Here is a 17,441-nt window from a genome sequence, read left to right as displayed (position 1 = left end):
GAAGCGGAAGAAAGGGAAACGGCCCGATGGAATCAACCACCGGGCCGTTTCGCTCAGTTCTCCGTGCTTCCGGATACCCCTCAGAGGTTCCCGAAACCGACCTTGCGCGCGGTCGGCTCACCCAGGTCGACGTACGACAGGCGGTCGGACGGGACCAGGACCTTGCGGCCCTTGGTGTCGCTGAGGCTCAGCAGCGGCTCCGTGCCGGACAGCGCGGCGGCGACGATGCGCTCCAGCTCCTCGGCGCTCAGGTCGCTCTCCAGCACGATCTCCCGGGGTGCGTGCTGCACGCCGATCTTGACCTCCACGGCTTTGTCCCTCCGACGGTCCGTTTCGCGCGATCAGCCGCGCCGTACGCGGTCCACATTAGCCCGGAGAGGGGACGCGGACCGCGCGGACCGGACACGCTCGCAGCGAACAGCGGCCGGTCGGACCGGCCGCCCCCTCAGGCCCCCGCGCCCTCCGTGCCGTGCAGGGGGAAGCCGGCGATACCGCGCCACGCGAGCGAGGTCAGCAGGCCGACCGCCGTGTCACGGGCCACCGGGCTCTCACTGGACAGCCAGTACCGCGCCACGACCTGCGAGACCCCGCCCAGACCCACGGCGAGCAGCATCGACTCGTCCTTGGACAGGCCGGTGTCCTCGGCGATGACGTCCGAGATGGCCTCCGCGCACTGGAGCGAGACCCGGTCGACGCGCTCGCGCACCGCCGGCTCGTTCGTCAGGTCGGACTCGAAGACCAGCCGGAAGGCGCCGCCCTCGTCCTCCACGTACGCGAAGTAGGCGTCCATGGTCGCCGCCACGCGCAGCTTGTTGTCCGTCGTCGAGGCGAGTGCGCCGCGCACGGCCAGCAGCAGTGCCTCGCAGTGCTGGTCCAGGAGCGCCAGATAGAGGTCGAGCTTGCCGGGGAAGTGCTGGTACAGCACCGGCTTGCTCACCCCGGCGCGCTCGGCGATGTCGTCCATCGCCGCCGCGTGGTAACCCTGCGCGACGAAAACCTCCTGGGCCGCGCCCAGCAGCTGGTTGCGCCGGGCTCGGCGCGGCAGTCGCGTGCCCCGCGGACGCGCTGCCTCGGTCTGCTCGATGGCTGTCACGCCGCCTCCCACTTTCTCTAAGAACACAGTGCGCTCTGCGCCGCGCCGCCATCGTACTTTTCGGTAACCGAATCTGGAGGGTTCGAGCCGAGTTTTCTCGCGGTACGGACCGGTCGGACGCCCTGGTCAGCGGTCGGTCTGGGGTCGGTTCCGGGTCTTCCGGCGGCCGGTCAGCGGTAGTCGTCCTCGTCCAGCGGCACCACCCGCGCCTGCTCGGCGGCGTCGCCGTCGGCGGCCTCGCCCCGCTCCCGGCCGCCCACCGGGTCGTCCTCGCCCGGCTGCAATTCGGCCAGTTGTTCCGCCACATCCGCCTCGGGCGCCTCCGCATCCGGGAACTCGACCTCCCGGAAGGTGTCCGGTTCCGCAGGGTCGACAGTCATGCCGCTCCCCTCGCTTCCTTGGTTTCACCTACGAGCCTAGGAGGATCGCGGATACCCCGCTATGCGGATTGCCACACTTCTGTGACCGCGAACACAGGAGGCCGGGCGTGATCGTCTCGTAACATTGCCCGCATGTCTTCCACGGAGCTGCCGGGCGTACGGTCCACCGCCGAGCTGTCGTCCCTGGTGGGAGCGGTCCCCGTGGCCGAAGGGGAGCGGTCGCGGACCGTCGTGCTGCCCGGGCTGGAGCTCAACTTCCGGGTGCGCGTGCCGCTCGGCACGGACCTGCCGCCCGCGCTGTTCGTCCACGGACTCGGCGGTTCCTCTCAGAACTGGTCGGCCCTCATGGGACAGCTCGCGGACACCGTCGACGGCGAGGCCGTCGACCTGCCCGGCTTCGGCTGGTCCCCGCCACCCGCCGACCGGGACTACTCCGTGACCGCGTTCGCCCGCGCCGTCATCCGCCACCTCGACGCCGCCGGCCGCGGCCCGGTGCACCTGTTCGGCAACTCCCTCGGCGGCGCCGTCTCCACCCGGGTCGCGGCCGTCCGGCCCGACCTCGTGCGCACCCTGACGCTGGTCTCGCCCGCCCTGCCCGAGCTGCGCGTGCAGAAGAGCGCCGTGCCGACCGCGCTGCTCGCCGTACCCGGAGTCGCGGCGCTGTTCAGCCGGCTGACGCGGGGCCTGAGTGCCGAACAGCGCACCCGGGGGGTGACGGACCTCTGTTACGGAGACCCCTCACGGGTGAGTCCCGAAGCGTTCCGGGACGCCGTCGCGGAGATGGAGCGGCGGATGGAGCTCCCGTACTTCTGGGAGGCCATGACCAGGTCATCGCGGGGGATCGTCGACGCCTACACCCTCGGCGGGCAGCACGGCCTGTGGCGCCAGGCGCAGCGGGTGCTCGCCCCGACCCTGCTCGTCTACGGCGGACGGGACCAGCTGGTCTCGTACCGTATGGCGCGCAGGGCGGCCGCCTCCTTCCGCGGCTCGCGGCTGCTGACGCTGCCCGAGGCCGGGCACGTGGCGATGATGGAGCACCCCGGACTGGTGGCCGACGCCTTCCGGGACCTCCTCCGGGACACCGAAGAGGACAAGGGCTGAGGACCGTGGGACGACATAGTCGCAAGGCCCAGCCCCCTGCCCCGGTGCCCGATCCGGCGCCGGCCCCCGCGCCGGCGAGCCCCGAGCCGCAGCTCGGGTACGAGTACGACTACGAGTTCGCGTACGGATACGACTCCGGGGAACCGGGCGCGCGGCGCCGCCCCGAACCCACCGTCACGCACCAGGGGTACGTGGCCCGGGACGCGCGGGCCGGCGGGCACCCCCAGCAGTACGAGCAGGGCGGCGCCTGGGGGGCGGGCCCGGACCCGGCCCCCGTGTACGGGGACTGGCGCGGGGTGCCGCGCACCCGCACCGCCGCGCCGACCGCGCTCCTCGACAGCGACACCCCGGCTTTCGGCACGCCAGCGGTGGGCTTCCCGCAGGTCACCCTCGCGCCGCCGGCCCCCGCGCCCGCCCCGGTGCCCTCGCCCGCCGCCATGCCCGTGCAGGCGCCTGCGCCCGCGCACGGCCCGGTCACCTCCACGGGCTCGCACCGCAAGGTGCGCGTGCCCGGGCCGCGCACGCCGGCCGATGCCGCCGTTCCCGAGGCCGAGCGCCCCGGCTCCGGCCGCAGCCGCAAGGCCTGGACGTACACCGGCATGGCCGCCGCGGCCGTCACCACCGCCCTCGCCGTCGTCGTCGCGGTCCACATGACCTCGGAGGCCGACGGCGCGAAGCCGGACCCGCTCGCCGCCCCCGGCAAGGTCCCGGCCGACGCCGCTGCCTCCGCCAACAGCCCGACGGCGCACGCGCCCGCCGCCGACGCCCCCGCCGTCCCGGCCGCGCCGGAGCTCACGTACGAGCAGAAGATGGCCCAGCAGCTGCCGATCGACGCGAAGCTCGCCGGCCCCGGGACCTTCGACACGGTGCCCGGCGTCGCCAAGGCCCCCGGCAAGGGCAAGACCGTGCGCTACCGCGTCGACGTCGAACAGGGCCTCGGGCTGGACCCGGCGCTCTTCGCCGAGGCCGTCCACCGCACCCTCAACGACGACCGCAGCTGGGGTCACGGCGGCGCGATGACCTTCGAGCGCGTGCCGGGCGGCGAGGCCGACTTCGTGATCACCCTCGCGAGTCCCGGGACCACCGGGAAGTGGTGCGCCAAGTCGGGGCTCGACACCACCGTCGACAACGTCTCCTGCGACTCCGCGTCCACCGAGCGGGTGATGATCAACGCGTTCCGCTGGGCGCAGGGCTCGCCGACGTACGGCCCCGAGCAGATGCTCAGTTATCGCCAGATGCTCATCAACCACGAGGTCGGCCACCGGCTCGGACACGGGCACGTGAACTGCAAGACGCCCGGCGCGCTCGCCCCGATCATGCAGCAGCAGACCAAGTCCCTCGACATCGACGGAATCCAGTGCAAGCCCAACCCCTGGGTGTTCCCCGGGACTTGACCGGCCGCCGTCATCCGCGTTGACAATCCGTCCGATCATCGGCAATCGTTCTCCGCATGTCGCAGCACCACACCACCACCGCGAGCGCCGCCATCGAGCTGGCGCTGCTTGGTGTGACCGCGCACAGCGTGGCCGACATCCTCTGTCGCTGAGCCTGCCCGCAAGCGCCGCGACCTCCCCCGCGACATCCCGCGGGAACACCGCCGCGCCCGGGCGCACGCAAACGCCCGCAGGCGCGGCTTCTCCGTGACGGACCCCTTTTCCGGCTCCGCCGTCGACCGCTGCCCCTCGCGTGGCATTCCCTCCCTTCCTTCACGCCGAGAGGTCTCTTTCCGATGCTCCGTCATGCCCACATATCGCGCCGCGTCGCCGCGGTCGCCGTCAGCCTCGTACTGGCCGGGGGCGCCGCGGCCTGCGGGCCGAAGGACGGTGCGGACAAGGCCGGCTCCGGTGACAAGGCGGGCGCCGCCGGCGTTCCGCAGAAGGGCGGCACCCTCACCGTCCTCAACAACGAGCCGCAGGAGGACTTCGACCCCGCCCGGCTCTACACCTCGGGCGGCGGAAACGTCCCCTCGCTGGTCTTCCGTACGCTGACCACCCGCAACCGCGAGGCCGGAGCGGCCGGCACCAAGGTCGTGCCCGACCTCGCCACCGACACCGGCAAGGCCAACGCCGACGCCACCGAGTGGACGTACACCCTCAAGGACGGGCTGAAGTACGAGGACGGCTCCCCGATCACCACCGCCGACATCAAGTACGGCATCGAGCGGTCCTTCGCCGCCGAACTGTCGGGCGGAGCCCCTTATCTGCGGGACTGGCTCGTCGGCGGAGAGACGTACGAGGGCCCCTACAAGGACGGCGGCAAGGGCCTCGACTCGATCGTCGTGCCCGACGCGAAGACCATCGTCTTCAAGCTGCGCAAGCCCGAGGGCGACTTCCCGTTCGTCGCCACCCAGACGCAGTTCGCACCCGTCCCCAAGGCCAAGGACACCGGGGTCAAGTACGAGGAGCACCCGGTCTCCTCCGGCCCGTACAAGGTCGTCAAGAACGAGAACGACGGCGAGCACCTCACCCTGGAGCGCAACGAGCACTGGGACCCGAAGACCGACGGCGAACGCAAGGCCTACCCGGACACGATCGACGTCCGGGCCGGCCTCGACGCCGCCGTCATCAACCAGCGCCTCACCACCAGCACCGGCCCCGACGCGGCCGCCATCACCACCGACACCAACCTGGGGCCCGCGGAACTCGCCCAGATCGGCGACAACAAGGAACTCGCGGCCCGCGTCGGAACCGGCCACTTCGGCTACGTCAACTACCTGGCGTTCAACCCGAAGGTGGCCCCCTTCGACAACCCGAAGGTGCGCCAGGCCATCTCCTACGCGATCAACCGCACCAGCGTGATCAACGCGGCGGGCGGCTCCGCGCTCGCCGAGCCCGCCACCACCTTCCTGCCCGAGCACGAGGCCTTCGGCTACCTGGCCCACGACCACTTCCCGGCCGGCAAGACCGGTGACCCGGCCAAGGCCAAGGAGGTGCTGAAGGAAGCGGGCTACCCCGACGGCCTCACCATCACCCTCACCCACTCCAACGCGCAGAACCGGCAGACCAGCCCCGAGGTCGCCACCGCCGTACAGCAGGCCCTCGCCGCCGCCGGGATCACGGTCAAGCTGGAAGGCCTGGAGGCCAACGCCTTCAACCAGCGCCGCTGGGACGCCAAGAACACGCCCGGCTTCTTCCTCTCCCGCTGGGGCGCCGACTGGCCCTCCGGCGGACCCTTCCTCGCGCCGATCTTCGACGGCCGGCAGATCGTCACCAACGGCTCCAACTACAACCACGCGCAGCTCGACGACCCCGCCGTGAACGCCGAGATCGACGAGATCGCCAAGCTCACCGACCCGGCCGCCGCCGCCAAGCGCTGGGGCGCCCTCGACAAGAAGATCGGCGAGCAGGCCCTGGACGTACCGCTCTTCCACCCCGTCTACAAGCGGCTCGTGGGCAAGGACGTCAAGAACGTCGTCATCAGCGACTGGACCGGCGTCCTCGACATCTCGCAGGTCGCGGTCAAGTGACCACCACGACCCAGCAGCCGGCGCCCGCACCCGGGACCACCACCCCGGGCGCGGGCGCCGCGCGCCGCCAGGCCTGGCACCGGCTGCGCCGACGGCCCTCGGCCGTCGCGGCCGGCGCCGTCCTGGCGCTGCTCGTCCTCCTCGCCCTCGCGGCGCCCCTGATCGCCCAGCTCACCGGCCAGGACCCGAACGCCTACCACGACGACCTCGTCGACTCGGCGCGCGGCGGCGTGCCCCACGGCTCCTTCGGCGGGGTCTCCGCCGACCACTGGCTCGGCGTCGAACCCGGCAGCGGCCGCGACCTTCTCACCCGGCTCCTGTACGGGGCGCGGATCTCCCTGCTCGTCGCCTTCGGCGCGACCGCCCTGCAGACCCTGCTCGGCCTCGTCGCCGGAATCGCCGCCGGACTCGGCAACCGCGCCGTCGGCGCCCTCATCGGCCGGCTCACCGACGTGATGATCGCCCTGCCCACCCTGGTGATCGGGATCGCGCTCACCGCCGTCGTCCCGGCCGCGTTCCCCCGGCCGCTGCTGCTGATCCTGCTCATCGGCTTCCTCGGCTGGGGCGCCACCGCCCGCATCGTGCGCGCCGAGACCCTCGCCCTGCGCGGCCTGGACTTCGTGGACGCCGCCCGGCTCGCCGGGAACGGCCCGCTGCGCATCGCCCGCCGCGAGCTGCTGCCCTCGCTGGCCGCGCCCGTGATCACGTACGCCGCGATCCACGTGCCGACCAACATGGTCGTCGAGGCCTCGCTCTCCTTCCTCGGTGTCGGCGTGAAACCGCCGACACCGTCCTGGGGGCAGATGCTGTCCTCGGCCCAGACCTGGTTCCGGGCCGACCCGATGTACGTCCTGCTCCCCGCCGGGATGCTCTTCGTCACCGTGCTCGCCTTCACCGTCCTCGGCGACGCGGTCCGCACGGCCCTCGACCCGCGCGAGGGCTCGCGCCTGCGGGTCGGCACCAGAAAGGAGCGCACGGCGTGACCCGCTTCGTGCTCAACCGGCTCGGCGGGGCACTGCTCGTGCTGCTCGCCCTGTCCGTCGTCGTCTACGCCCTCTTCTACGTCGTGCCCGGCGACCCCGCGCGCCTCGCCTGCGGGGAGCGCTGCAACCCCCAGCAGATCGCCCAGGTGCGGGAACGGATCGGACTCGACGAACCCCTGCTCACGCAGTACCTGCACTTCCTCCAGGGGCTGGTCGCCGGCCGCGACTACTCCGGCGGCGCGGGCCTCGTCCTGCACTGCGACGCGCCCTGCCTCGGCTTCTCGTACCGCAACGACCAGCAGGTCACCCAGCTGATCCTGGACCGGCTGCCCGCCACTCTGTCCCTGGCCGTGGGCGCGCTCGTGCTCTGGCTCGTCATCGGCGTCGGCACCGGACTGCTGTCCGCACTGCGCCGGGGCGGGATCACCGAGCGGGCACTGACCGTCCTCACCCTCGCCGGGACCGGCACGCCCGTCTTCATCCTCGGGCTGCTGCTGCTCATGGCGGTCTGCGCCTACCTCCGGTGGCTGCCGTTCCCGACGTACGTGCCGCTGAGCGAGGACCCCGAGCAGTGGGCCTGGAACATGCTGCTGCCATGGGTGACCCTCGGCCTGTTCGAGAGCGCCAAGTACGCCCGCCTGACGCGCAGTTCCACCCTGGAGACCCTCGCCGAGGACCACATCCGCACCTTCCGCGCCTACGGGGTGGGGGAGCGGGCCGTCGTCACCCGGCACGCACTGCGGGGGGCGCTGGCACCCGTGATCGCGCTCAGCGCCGTGGACTTCGGCGCGATGATCGGCGGCGCCGTGCTCACGGAGTCGCTGTTCGGGATCCCCGGACTCGGCAAGACCCTGATGGACGGCGTGAAGATCGTCGACCTGCCGGTCGTGGTGGGCATCGTCCTGGCCATCGGCACGGCCGTGGTCGTGGCGGGCGCGATCGGCGACCTGCTGTACGCGGTGGCGGACCGAAGGGTGGCCCTGGCATGACCGAGACACTGGTGGAGGTCACCGACCTCACCGTCGACTTCCCGGTCGGCGGGCCGGGCGCGTACGTACGGGCCGTCGACGGCGTGTCGTTCACGCTGGCCGCCGGGAGTGCGCTGGGCATCGTGGGCGAGTCCGGCAGCGGCAAGTCCACCGTGGCCGCGGCCCTGCTGGACCTGCACCGGGGCACCGGCGCGCGGGTGGGCGGCACCGTACGGGTGGGCGGCACCGACGTGGCCGCCGCCTCGGGCGCGGAACTGCGCCGGCTGCGGGGCGGGACCGCCGCCATGGTCTTCCAGGACCCGCTGAGCTCCCTCGACCCGTACCACGCCATCGGCGACCAGATCGCCGAGGTCCACCGGATCCACGCGGACGTCTCCCGGCGGGCCGCGCGGGCGCGCGCCGTCGAGGTGCTGGACCGGGTGGGCATCCCCGACGCGGTACGGCGCTCGCGGGCGCGCCCGCACGAGTTCAGCGGCGGCATGCGGCAGCGGGCGCTGATCGCGATGGCGCTGGCGTGCGAGCCGAGGCTGCTGATCGCGGACGAGCCGACGACCGCGCTGGACGTCACCGTCCAGGCGCAGATCCTGGACCTGCTGCACGAACTGCGCCAGGAGCGGGGGCTCGGGCTGCTGCTGGTCACCCACGACGTGGGGGTGGCGGCGGAGAGCGTGGACGCGCTGCTGGTGATGAGGGGCGGCTCGGTCGTGGAGCGGGGGCCGGTCGGCGCGGTGCTGTCGGCGCCGGCCGAGCCGTACACCCGTGCCCTGCTGGCGGCGGTGCCGCGGCTGGACGGGCCGCGCGCTTCCCGGGCTCTGCCCGTACCCGCGCCTCAAGCGCCGCCGCGTCCGGATTCCGCCCGGCCGGGAACGGCCTCTGCTCCCGTCGTCGAAGCGTTCTCCCTGCGGCGGGAGTTCGGGCGGGGGAAGGGGCGGGTGGCCGCCGTCGGCGGGGTCTCGCTCGCCGTGCACGCCGGGGAGACGCTGGGGATCGTCGGCGAGAGCGGGAGCGGGAAGAGCACCCTCGGCCGGATGCTCGTCGGGCTGCTGGAGCCCGGCTCCGGGCAGGTGCGGCACGACGGCGTCGAGGTCAGGGGGGTCGCCGCGGGTGCGCAGATGGTCTTCCAGGACCCGGTGTCCTCCCTCAACCCGCGCCGCTCCGTCGGCGAGTCCATCGCCGATCCGCTGCGCGCGGCCGGTGAGCGGGACGGGGCGGCCGTACGCGCCCGGGTCGAGGAACTGCTGCTGCGGGTGGGGCTGGAGGCCGCGCACTACGACCGGTACCCGCACGAGTTCAGCGGCGGGCAGCGCCAGCGCGTCGGCATCGCGCGGGCCCTCGCACCACGGCCCCGGCTGATCGTCTGCGACGAGCCCGTCTCCGCCCTCGACGTCACCACGCAGGCCCAGGTCACCGCGCTCCTCGCCGAGCTCCAGCGGGAGCTCGGCATCGCGCTGGTCTTCATCGCGCACGACCTGGCGGTGGTCCGGCAGGTCAGCGACCGGGTCGCCGTCATGCGGTCCGGCGAGATCGTGGAGCAGGGCCCGGTCGACGAGGTCTACGACCGCCCGGCCCACGCCTACACCCGGCAGCTGCTGGCCGCCGTACCGGCGCTGGACCCGGAGCCGGCGGCCCGGCGGCGGTCGGAGCGGCAGTCCGGGCGGAAGGCCGTCCACGCGTAGTCGCCCACGTTATTTCTAGCGTGCTCAAACGCGAACCGAAGGCGAAAGTTACGACTCTTCACCCCTTCCGGTGGCGCGACGGACAACCGTCCGCCGCGCCTTCGGCATATCCGCTTGAGTTCTTCCGCGGCGGGTCGCCAGACCGGCGAAGACCGCTGAAACGGGAGATCGGGGGTGCCACTCGTGCGGATCGGACTGGTCACGGAAGGTGGTTATCCGTATGCGACGGGCGAGGCCAGGCTGTGGTGCGACCGGCTCGTGCGCGGGCTCCCGCAGCACGAGTTCGAGCTCTACGCGCTGAGCCGCGACGCCGAGCAGGAGCGGGCGCGGGTTCCGCTCCCCGGTCACGTCACCCAGGTCCGCACGGCCCCCCTGTGGGCCCCCGCGGACGACGGGCGGACGTACTCCCGGCGCGAGCGGCGGCGGTTCGCCGACTGCTTCAAGGAACTCGTCCGGGGCATCTGCGCGGACGAGCCCGGGCCCTTCGCCGAGGGGCTGTACGGCCTCGCTCAACTCGCCCGCGAGCAGGGCGGGTTGTACGCCGCCCTGCGGTCCGAGTCCGCCGTGCGGCTGCTGGAGTCCGCCTGCCGGGCGCCGGGCGCCCGCCGCACCGTGCAGGCGGTCCATGTGGTCGACCTGCTGGAGTTCGTCGACGAACTGGAGCGCATGCTGCGGCCGTTGTCCCTCGACTGGTACGAGGAGGACGCCCGGCTCGGGAGCCTCGGCGAGGTCGACGTCTGCCACGCGGCCGCCGGCGGCGTGGCGGCCGTCCCCGGACTGCTGGCCAAACGCTTCTTCGGGGTCCCGCTCCTGGTCACCGAGTACGGCGTCCAGCTCCGCTCCCACTACCTGGAGCAGCGGCAGGACGCCCGGGCCGCCCTGCGGGGCCTGCTCGCCGCCTTCCAGCTCCGGCTGGCCGGCGAGATCTACGCCCGGGCCGACCTCCTGACGCCCGGCAACGCGCACGCCCGCCGCTGGCAGGAGCGGTGCGGAGCCCCCAGGGAGCGGGTGCGCACCGTCTACCCGGGTATGGAGGCGGACCGATTCGCCACCGTCGGCGAGGCCGCGGACTGCGGGGACCCCGGGACCCTGGTGTGGGTCGGCCGGATAGAGCCCGCGAAGGACCTCGTCGGACTGCTCCACGCCTTCGCCGAGGTCCGCAAGGCCGAGCCGGGCACCCGGCTGCGGATCTTCGCCACCGCCGTGGCCCCCGGCTACCTCGCCGACTGCCGCTCGCTGGCGGCGCAGCTCTTCCCCGACGAGGCCGCGGACGCCGTGACGGCGGGGGAGAACCCGGTCGCCTTCGAGGAGATCGGCGGACCCGACGCCCCGTCCACGGCGGAGGCGTACGGGACGGGCCGGATCGCCGTGCTGTCCTCGGTGATCGAGGGCTTCCCGATCAGCCTGGCCGAGGCGATGTTCAGCGGCCGGGCCACCGTGTCGACGGACGTGGGCGCGGTGTGCGAGGTCATCGGCGGCACCGGGCTCGTCGTGCCCCCGCGCAATCCGCGGGCGCTGGCCGACGCGTGCCTGTCGCTGCTGAGGGACCCCGAACGTGCGCAGCGCCTGGGCGCCGCCGCCCGGGCGCGGGCGCTGGAGCTCTTCACCGTCGAGCAGAACGTGGGCGCCTTCCGCGACAGCTACCTGTGGCTGCTGGCGCGGGGCTCCGGGACGCGGCCGGACGGCGAGGTGCCGTTCGCGCAGCCGGCGGAGGCGAGGGTCCCGGGCCACTGGACCAGCCCGACCTGGTCCGTCCCGGCCCCGGGCCCCTCCACCCCGGAGGCAGCCGTATGACCACCGTGGACCCGGGGCTCCGCCCCGAACCCCGCGCCGGCTCCGTGCCTCTGGTGCCGTCCTCCGGTGCAGTGTCCGGCGCGGCGCCGTTGCCGGGGGCGCTGCCCCCGGACCCCCACGCCTCAAACGCCGGCGAGGCTGGAGTGGCCCCCGGCGGGGCTGGATCGGCCGGCGGGGGTGGAGTGGCCCCGGGCGGGGGTGGATCCGGTGCGGCCGAGGGGGGTGGCAGGGGAGGTGCGGCGGCTCGCCGGAGGGCGGCGGGGGATCCCGTCAAGGCGCTGCTGCACCGGCACCGGGAGCTCTGCGAGCGCGCCGTCGACCCGCTGGAGATCGCCGCCGGGCTGGAGGCGTACGGGATCACCGACCGCACCGCCGCGCGGTTCCGGCACCGGGACGTCTTCTCGCTCGCCGAGGAGCTGTACGCCCGGACCCCGCGCGGGGAGCACCCCGGCGGCCGGCCCGCACGCGTCCCCGCAGGGGCCCGCGCGTTCCGCGGGTTCGGGTACGCCCTGCTGCCCGGGGCGATCGGGCTCGCCGCGGCCGCGGCCGCGGTGCCGTGGGCCGGTGCCGTCGCCGCGGCGGTCACCGTGGCCGCCCTGGTGTGGCCCGGGCGGCCCGCCGGGCCCCGGCTCGCGTGGGGCCCCTACCTGCTCGCCGCGGCAGTCGTCGGCTGGGCCGTGTACCGGCACGGCACCGCCTTCGGCGTCGGCCTCGCGCTGGCCGTCGCCCCCGCCCACCTGGCCGCCGAGGCCTTCGCGGCCGAGGCCCGGGCCCGGCTCACCGGGAGCCGGACGCTGGAGGAGTTCGCGGACCGGGCCCGGCCCCTGTTCCTCGCGGCGGCCGCGCTCTTCGCCGCGGCCGCCGCCGGGGCGGCCGCCCTCGCCGGAGCGCCGCTGCGCACCGCCGTACCGCTCGCCCTCCTGCTGTTCCTCACCCGCCTCCTGCTCCGGCACGGCGCCCGCAGGGCCCCGGTCGCCGCTGCGCTGGCGTTCGCCCTGGTCCCGTCACCGGCCGCGGTGCTCACCGCCGTCGCGGGACTCGTCGTACAAGCCGTACTCGTGCTGGCCCGGGCTTCCGCGCACGCACGTACCTGACGTCGCCCCACCCGTTCCGCACACATCGACCCACGAAGGAGAAGGACATGACCGGGCAGCCAACCAAGCAGGGGGCCACGCGATGAGGGTGCTGCTGATCGGAGCCAACGGATACCTCGGCCGCTACGTCGCCGACCGATTGCTCGCCGACCCCGCCGTGCAGCTCACCGCGCTCGGCCGCGGCGACGACGCGGACGTCCGCTTCGACCTCGCGACCGGCAGCCCCGGTGCGCTCACCCGCTTCCTCGACGCCGTCCACCCGGGCGTCGTCATCAACTGCGCCGGCGCCACCCGCGGCGGCGCCCGGGAACTCACCCGGCACAACACCGTCGCCGTGGCCACGATCTGCGAGTCGCTGCGCCGCAGCGGCTGCGGGGCCCGCCTCGTCCAGCTCGGCTGCGCCGCCGAGTACGGGCCCAGCCAGCCCGGGTCGTCGACGGCCGAGGACGCCGTGCCGAGACCCGGAGGGCCGTACGGAGTCAGCAAGCTGGCCGCCACCGAGCTGGTGCTGGGTTCCGGGCTGGACGCCGTCGTCCTGCGGATCTTCTCGCCCGTCGGCCCCGGCACCCCCGCCGGATCCCCGCTGGGCCGGCTCGCCGAGGCCATGCGCCGCGCCATGCAGTCCGGCGACGGGGAGCTCAAGCTCAGCGGGCTCGGGGTGCAGCGCGATTTCGTCGACGTACGGGACGTGGCCCGGGCCGTGCACGCCGCCTCGCTCTCTGCGGCCCAGGGCGTGGTGAACATCGGCACCGGCCGCGCGGTCCGGCTGCGGGACGCCGCCGCCGTGCTGGCGAGGGTCGCCGGATACGGGGGCGCCCTGCACGAGCTGGACGTCCCGCACGGCGGACCCCAGCAGGGGCACCCGGGCCGTCCCGGCGGGCTCTCCGCCATCGCCTCGCCCCGCTCCGAGGCCTCCGCCGAGCAGCTCGCCGCCTCGGTCCCGCAGACGTACCCGTACCCCGACGGCTGCGGTGCCTGGCAGCAGGCGGATGTCCGCACCGCCCGCGACCGGCTCGGCTGGCGGCCGCGGATCAACCTGGAGGAGTCCCTCGCGGACATCTGGATGGAGGCGGCGTGCCGCATCTGACCACCCCGCCCGGGACGGCGACGGCCGCCGCGACCGAGGCCGGCCGCATCGGTCTCGGGATCCCCGGCTACGCGCACCCGCTGCTCGCCCCGGTCGAATGGGCCGAGCTGACCCGCCCCGGCACCCCGCTGCACTGGGCCGTGCTCAACGTCGCGGACGGCCCGGGCGGGCGGCCCGACCCGCACTGCACGGAGGCGGCGGCGAAGCTCCGTGCGGCGGGCGGCACGGTGCTCGGACATCTCGCCGTGCGGAACGGAGAGCGGTCCTTCGGCGAGCTGGTCTCCGACGCCCACCGCTTCCGCGACTGGTACGGGGTCGGCGGCTTCTACCTGTCCGGGACCCCCGCCGACCGGGCCGAACTGGCCTCGGTGCACCGGGTCGTGGACGCCCTGCGCGGGCTGGGCGAGGAGCCGAGGATCGTGCTCGGACACGGCACCCACCCCTACGAGGGCTACGCGGAGATCGCCGACCAGCTGGTCACCTTCTCCGGGGCCTGGGCCGACTACCGCTGGTCGCACGTGGCCGAATGGACCGCCGACCACCCGCCGGAGCGGTTCTGCCACCTCGTCCACGGCGTGCCGCGCACGCACTTGGAGGAAGCGGTGCGGATCGCCCGCTGGCAGGGTGCGGGCACCATCTGGTTCACGGACCGGCGGGGCACGCCCGACCGGGACCCGTGGGCGTCGATGCCCGGGTACTGGGACGAAATCGTCTCGAGGATCGGGACGGGTGTCTCGGAATGAAAAAGGCCGTGGCACTGTTACGGGATAGAACAACCTACAAATTCCCCGCACCCGCGGGGATGACCCTGGAGTCCCCGTGTCGCTGCCACCCCTGGTCGAGCCAGCTGCTGAGCTCACCGTTGACGAGGTCCGCCGGTACTCGCGTCACCTGATCATCCCCGACGTCGGGATGGACGGCCAGAAGCGCCTGAAGAACGCCAAGGTGCTCGCCGTGGGTGCCGGTGGCCTCGGTTCGCCCGCCCTGATGTACCTGGCCGCGGCCGGCGTCGGCACGCTGGGCATCGTGGAGTTCGACGAGGTCGACGAGTCGAACCTGCAGCGCCAGATCATCCACAGCCAGGCGGACATCGGCCGCTCCAAGGCCGAGTCGGCCCGCGACTCCGTCCTCGGCATCAACCCGTACGTGAACGTGGTCCTGCACGAAGAGCGGCTCGAGGCCGACAACGTGATGGACATCTTCAGCCAGTACGACCTGATCGTCGACGGCACCGACAACTTCGCCACCCGTTACCTGGTGAACGACGCCTGCGTGCTGCTGAACAAGCCGTACGTGTGGGGCTCGATCTACCGCTTCGACGGCCAGGCCTCGGTCTTCTGGTCCGAGCACGGCCCGTGCTACCGCTGCTTGTACCCGGAGCCCCCGCCGCCGGGCATGGTCCCGAGCTGCGCCGAGGGCGGCGTGCTGGGCGTGCTCTGCGCGTCCATCGGGTCCATCCAGGTCACCGAGGCCATCAAGGTCCTCACGGGCGTCGGCGAGCCGCTGGTCGGCCGCCTGATGATCTACGACGCCCTGGAGATGCAGTACCGCCAGGTCAAGGTCCGCAAGGACCCCGACTGCGCGGTCTGCGGTCCGAACGCGACCGTCACCGAGCTCATCGACTACGAGGCCTTCTGCGGCGTCGTGTCGGAGGAGGCCCAGGAGGCGGCCGCCGGTTCGACGATCACTCCCAAGCAGCTCAAGGAGTGGATCGACGCGGACGAGAAGATCGAGATCATCGACGTCCGTGAGAAGAACGAGTACGAGATCGTCTCGATCCCCGGCGCGAAGCTGATCCCCAAGGGCGAGTTCCTGATGGGCAGCGCCCTCCAGGACCTGCCGCAGGACAAGAAGATCGTCTTGCACTGCAAGACGGGTGTCCGCAGTGCGGAAGTCCTCGCGGTGCTGAAGTCCGCGGGCTTCGCCGACGCGGTCCACGTCGGCGGCGGCGTCATCGGCTGGGTCCACCAGATCGAGCCCGAGAAGCCGGTCTACTAGTCACACCCGGAGGGGCCGGTCCGCGCACCAGCGGACCGGCCCCTCCGTGCGTCCGCCCTCACGCCCCCTCGGGGGGCTCGGGCGCGACCGGCGTCCCCGTGGCCTCCTTCGTCGCGGTGCAGACGGTCCCGGCGGCCGGGATCTTCCCGTCCACCAGGTACGAGTTCACCGCGCTCTGCACGCAGGGGTCGCCGCTGTTGTACGCGCCGTGGCCCTCGCCCTTGTACGTGAGCTCCACCCCGACGTCCTTGCCGAGTCCCTCCGCCATCTTCCGGGCGCCCTCGTACGGGGTGGCCGGGTCACCGGTGTTGCCGACCACCAGGATCGGGGCGGATCCGGGGGCCGAGACGTCCGGGGTCTCCCAGGCGCCCGGGACCGGCCAGCCGGTGCAGCCCATCATGGCCCAGCCGAGGAAGTCCCCGAAGACGGGCGAGGCGGAACGGAAGGCCGGCAGCTTGGCCTTGGTCTGCTCCAGCGTGTAACGGTCCTTGGAGTCCGCGCAGTTGATCGCGGAGTTCGCGGCGCCGATGTTGCTGTACTGGCCGTGCTCGTCCCGGCCGTTGAGCGCGTCGGAGAGCGCCATCAGCAGCTGGCCCTGGCCGCCGTCCGCCTCGTCGAGGCCCTGCTCCAGCAGCGGCCACAGCTCCTTGGAGTAGAGGGCCTGCGCGATGCCGTTGGTCGCGGCGGACTCGGTCAGCTTCCGGTCCCCGATGCCGGGGATCGGCTTCACGGCCAGCTCCTTCTGGAGCTTGATGACGTTCTCCTCGATCTCCTTGGCGGTGCTGCCCTGGAGCTTGCACTCGTCGCCGCGGTCCACGCAGTCCTGGGCGAAGTTGCCGAGGGCGAGCTGGAAGCCCTTGGCCTGGCCGAGCGCCCCCTCCTCGGAGTTCTTCGTCGGGTCGACGACGGCGTCGAAGACCGCGCGGCCGACGTTCTTGGGGAACAGGTGGGCGTAGACGCCGCCGAGCTCGGTGCCGTAGGAGATGCCGAAGTAGTTCAGCTTCTCGTCGCCGAGGGCCTGGCGGATGCGGTCCATGTCGCGGGCGGCGTTCTCCGTGCCCACGTACGGGAGCACCTTGGCGGCGTTCCTCTCGCAGGCCCGCTGGTACTGCTTGATGCCGTCGGTGAAGGCCTTCTCCTGCTCGGGGGTGGCGGGGGAGGAGTCCTGCGCGTAGTACGCGTCCAGCTGCTTGTCGCCCAGGCAGACGACGGGGACGCTGCGGCCGACCCCGCGGGGGTCGAAGCTGACCAGGTCGTACCGCTCCCGCAGGGCCTCGTACTCCTTGGCGGCGCCGGGGAGGGTGGTGATCCCGGAGCCGCCGGGCCCGCCGAAGTTGAAGACGAGCGAGCCGAGCCGCTTGTCCTTGTCCCGCGCCCTGGCCCGGATGAGCGCGATCGGGATCGTCTCCCCCTCGGGCTTCGCGTAGTCGAGCGGGACGTCGAGGGTCGCGCACTGCCACCCCTTGGGCGGCGCCTGCCCGCCGCCCTCCACGGGGGTGGGGGCGGGGCAGTCCTCCCACTTCAGCGGCTTGACCTGCCGGGTGCCGTCGGCGTTCACCTTCTCGCCCCCGTTCCCGTCGCCGTCGTCGGAGCACGCGCTGGTGCTGAGCAGCGCGGCCGCGAGGGCGGCGGTGACGGTGACCCGGAGGGCGTTTGTCGACATGCCCCCATCCTCCGCGCCCCGGGCCCCGCCCGCCCCCGCGCTGACCCATCCGTGTCCCGGTCCCCTTCCCGGGCTCCGCCCGTCCCCCTCCGGGCTCCGCCCGATTCCTTCCTGGCT

The 17,441-nt window shown here is 73.2% G+C and carries 16 protein-coding genes; 12 read left to right on the top strand and 4 right to left on the bottom strand.

The genetic code is table 11. From position 1 onward, the window contains the following. Positions 1–80 precede the first annotated feature (80 nt). The 3 genes from ACIGFK_RS05350 to ACIGFK_RS05340 all read right to left on the bottom strand — a co-directional run bounded on the left by ACIGFK_RS05350 (position 81) and on the right by ACIGFK_RS05340 (position 1,473). Positions 81–308, bottom strand: a complete 228-nt coding sequence (locus ACIGFK_RS05350) for a DUF3107 domain-containing protein (RefSeq protein WP_376662072.1) — start codon at positions 306–308, stop codon at positions 81–83. A gap of 137 nt (positions 309–445) precedes the next feature. Next, positions 446–1,093 carry a TetR/AcrR family transcriptional regulator gene (locus ACIGFK_RS05345; protein WP_376662071.1) on the bottom strand — a complete coding sequence of 216 codons (648 nt, stop codon included), beginning with the start codon at positions 1,091–1,093 and terminating at the stop codon, positions 446–448. A 170-nt stretch (positions 1,094–1,263) separates the two neighbouring features. Continuing rightward, positions 1,264–1,473 (bottom strand): hypothetical protein, encoded by a 210-nt coding sequence (locus tag ACIGFK_RS05340; protein ID WP_376662070.1) that lies wholly within the window; start codon positions 1,471–1,473, stop codon positions 1,264–1,266. 132 nt (positions 1,474–1,605) lie between these two features. Here ACIGFK_RS05340 and ACIGFK_RS05335 point away from each other — a divergent pair, with 132 nt between their 5' ends. The 12 genes from ACIGFK_RS05335 (at position 1,606) to moeZ (ending at position 15,661) form a co-directional block, all read left to right on the top strand. Then, positions 1,606–2,574, top strand: coding sequence for an alpha/beta fold hydrolase (locus ACIGFK_RS05335; RefSeq protein ID WP_376662069.1), 969 nt, complete (start codon positions 1,606–1,608; stop codon positions 2,572–2,574). A 5-nt stretch (positions 2,575–2,579) separates the two neighbouring features. After that, positions 2,580–3,968 (top strand): DUF3152 domain-containing protein, encoded by a 1,389-nt coding sequence (locus tag ACIGFK_RS05330; protein ID WP_400050639.1) that lies wholly within the window; start codon positions 2,580–2,582, stop codon positions 3,966–3,968. 56 nt (positions 3,969–4,024) lie between these two features. Then, on the top strand, positions 4,025–4,120 hold the full coding sequence (locus ACIGFK_RS05325) for an Ms4533A family Cys-rich leader peptide (protein ID WP_376662067.1): 96 nt from the start codon (positions 4,025–4,027) through the stop codon (positions 4,118–4,120). 183 nt (positions 4,121–4,303) lie between these two features. Beyond that, positions 4,304–6,040 carry an ABC transporter substrate-binding protein gene (locus ACIGFK_RS05320; protein WP_376662066.1) on the top strand — a complete coding sequence of 579 codons (1,737 nt, stop codon included), beginning with the start codon at positions 4,304–4,306 and terminating at the stop codon, positions 6,038–6,040. Further along, positions 6,037–7,023: an ABC transporter permease gene (locus tag ACIGFK_RS05315; RefSeq protein ID WP_386470169.1), complete on the top strand. Its 987-nt coding sequence runs from the start codon at positions 6,037–6,039 to the stop codon at positions 7,021–7,023. The genes ACIGFK_RS05320 and ACIGFK_RS05315 overlap by 4 nt, the downstream gene beginning before the upstream one ends. Next, positions 7,020–8,012, top strand: a complete 993-nt coding sequence (locus tag ACIGFK_RS05310) for an ABC transporter permease (protein WP_376661702.1) — start codon at positions 7,020–7,022, stop codon at positions 8,010–8,012. The genes ACIGFK_RS05315 and ACIGFK_RS05310 overlap by 4 nt, the downstream gene beginning before the upstream one ends. Next, complete coding sequence (locus tag ACIGFK_RS05305; protein WP_376661703.1) at positions 8,009–9,688, top strand: dipeptide ABC transporter ATP-binding protein; 1,680 nt, start codon at positions 8,009–8,011, stop codon at positions 9,686–9,688. Before ACIGFK_RS05310 ends, ACIGFK_RS05305 begins: the two co-directional genes overlap by 4 nt. Before the next feature lie 183 nt (positions 9,689–9,871). Then, a complete protein-coding gene (locus ACIGFK_RS05300) occupies positions 9,872–11,482 on the top strand; it encodes a DUF3492 domain-containing protein (RefSeq protein ID WP_376661704.1) in 1,611 nt (536 codons plus the stop codon). 182 nt (positions 11,483–11,664) lie between these two features. Continuing rightward, on the top strand, positions 11,665–12,576 hold the full coding sequence (locus ACIGFK_RS05295; RefSeq protein ID WP_376661705.1) for a hypothetical protein: 912 nt from the start codon (positions 11,665–11,667) through the stop codon (positions 12,574–12,576). Positions 12,577–12,658: 82 nt separating this feature from the next. Beyond that, positions 12,659–13,663 (top strand): NAD-dependent epimerase/dehydratase, encoded by a 1,005-nt coding sequence (locus tag ACIGFK_RS05290; protein WP_376661706.1) that lies wholly within the window; start codon positions 12,659–12,661, stop codon positions 13,661–13,663. Further along, the gene (locus ACIGFK_RS05285; RefSeq protein WP_376661707.1) at positions 13,651–14,406 is read left to right on the top strand and encodes a spherulation-specific family 4 protein; all 756 of its coding nucleotides are present in this window, start codon (positions 13,651–13,653) and stop codon (positions 14,404–14,406) included. The genes ACIGFK_RS05290 and ACIGFK_RS05285 overlap by 13 nt, the downstream gene beginning before the upstream one ends. Positions 14,407–14,482: 76 nt before the next feature. Beyond that, complete coding sequence (moeZ, locus tag ACIGFK_RS05280) at positions 14,483–15,661, top strand: adenylyltransferase/sulfurtransferase MoeZ (protein WP_376661708.1); 1,179 nt, start codon at positions 14,483–14,485, stop codon at positions 15,659–15,661. A gap of 58 nt (positions 15,662–15,719) precedes the next feature. On the opposite strand, the gene ACIGFK_RS05275 is transcribed toward moeZ, so the two are convergent. After that, positions 15,720–17,324, bottom strand: a complete 1,605-nt coding sequence (locus tag ACIGFK_RS05275; protein ID WP_376660123.1) for an alpha/beta hydrolase — start codon at positions 17,322–17,324, stop codon at positions 15,720–15,722. Between the last annotated feature and the right edge of the window lie 117 nt (positions 17,325–17,441).

The sequence above is a fragment of the Streptomyces sp. NPDC085524 genome, from assembly GCF_044541755.1.
Lineage (GTDB): Bacteria > Actinomycetota > Actinomycetes > Streptomycetales > Streptomycetaceae > Streptomyces.
This window is presented reverse-complemented; position numbering and strand designations above follow the sequence as displayed.

Bases quoted from the DNA above. Each gene is read 5' to 3' on its own strand.
- ACIGFK_RS05340 (WP_376662070.1), bottom strand. From the start codon at position 1,473: ATGACTGTCGACCCTGCGGAACCGGACACCTTCCGGGAGGTCGAGTTC.
- ACIGFK_RS05290 (WP_376661706.1), top strand. From the start codon at position 12,659: ATGAGGGTGCTGCTGATCGGAGCCAACGGATACCTCGGCCGCTACGTC.
- ACIGFK_RS05325 (WP_376662067.1), top strand. From the start codon at position 4,025: ATGTCGCAGCACCACACCACCACCGCGAGCGCCGCCATCGAGCTGGCG.
- ACIGFK_RS05275 (WP_376660123.1), bottom strand. From the start codon at position 17,324: ATGTCGACAAACGCCCTCCGGGTCACCGTCACCGCCGCCCTCGCGGCC.
- ACIGFK_RS05305 (WP_376661703.1), top strand. From the start codon at position 8,009: ATGACCGAGACACTGGTGGAGGTCACCGACCTCACCGTCGACTTCCCG.
- ACIGFK_RS05335 (WP_376662069.1), top strand. From the start codon at position 1,606: ATGTCTTCCACGGAGCTGCCGGGCGTACGGTCCACCGCCGAGCTGTCG.
- ACIGFK_RS05320 (WP_376662066.1), top strand. From the start codon at position 4,304: ATGCTCCGTCATGCCCACATATCGCGCCGCGTCGCCGCGGTCGCCGTC.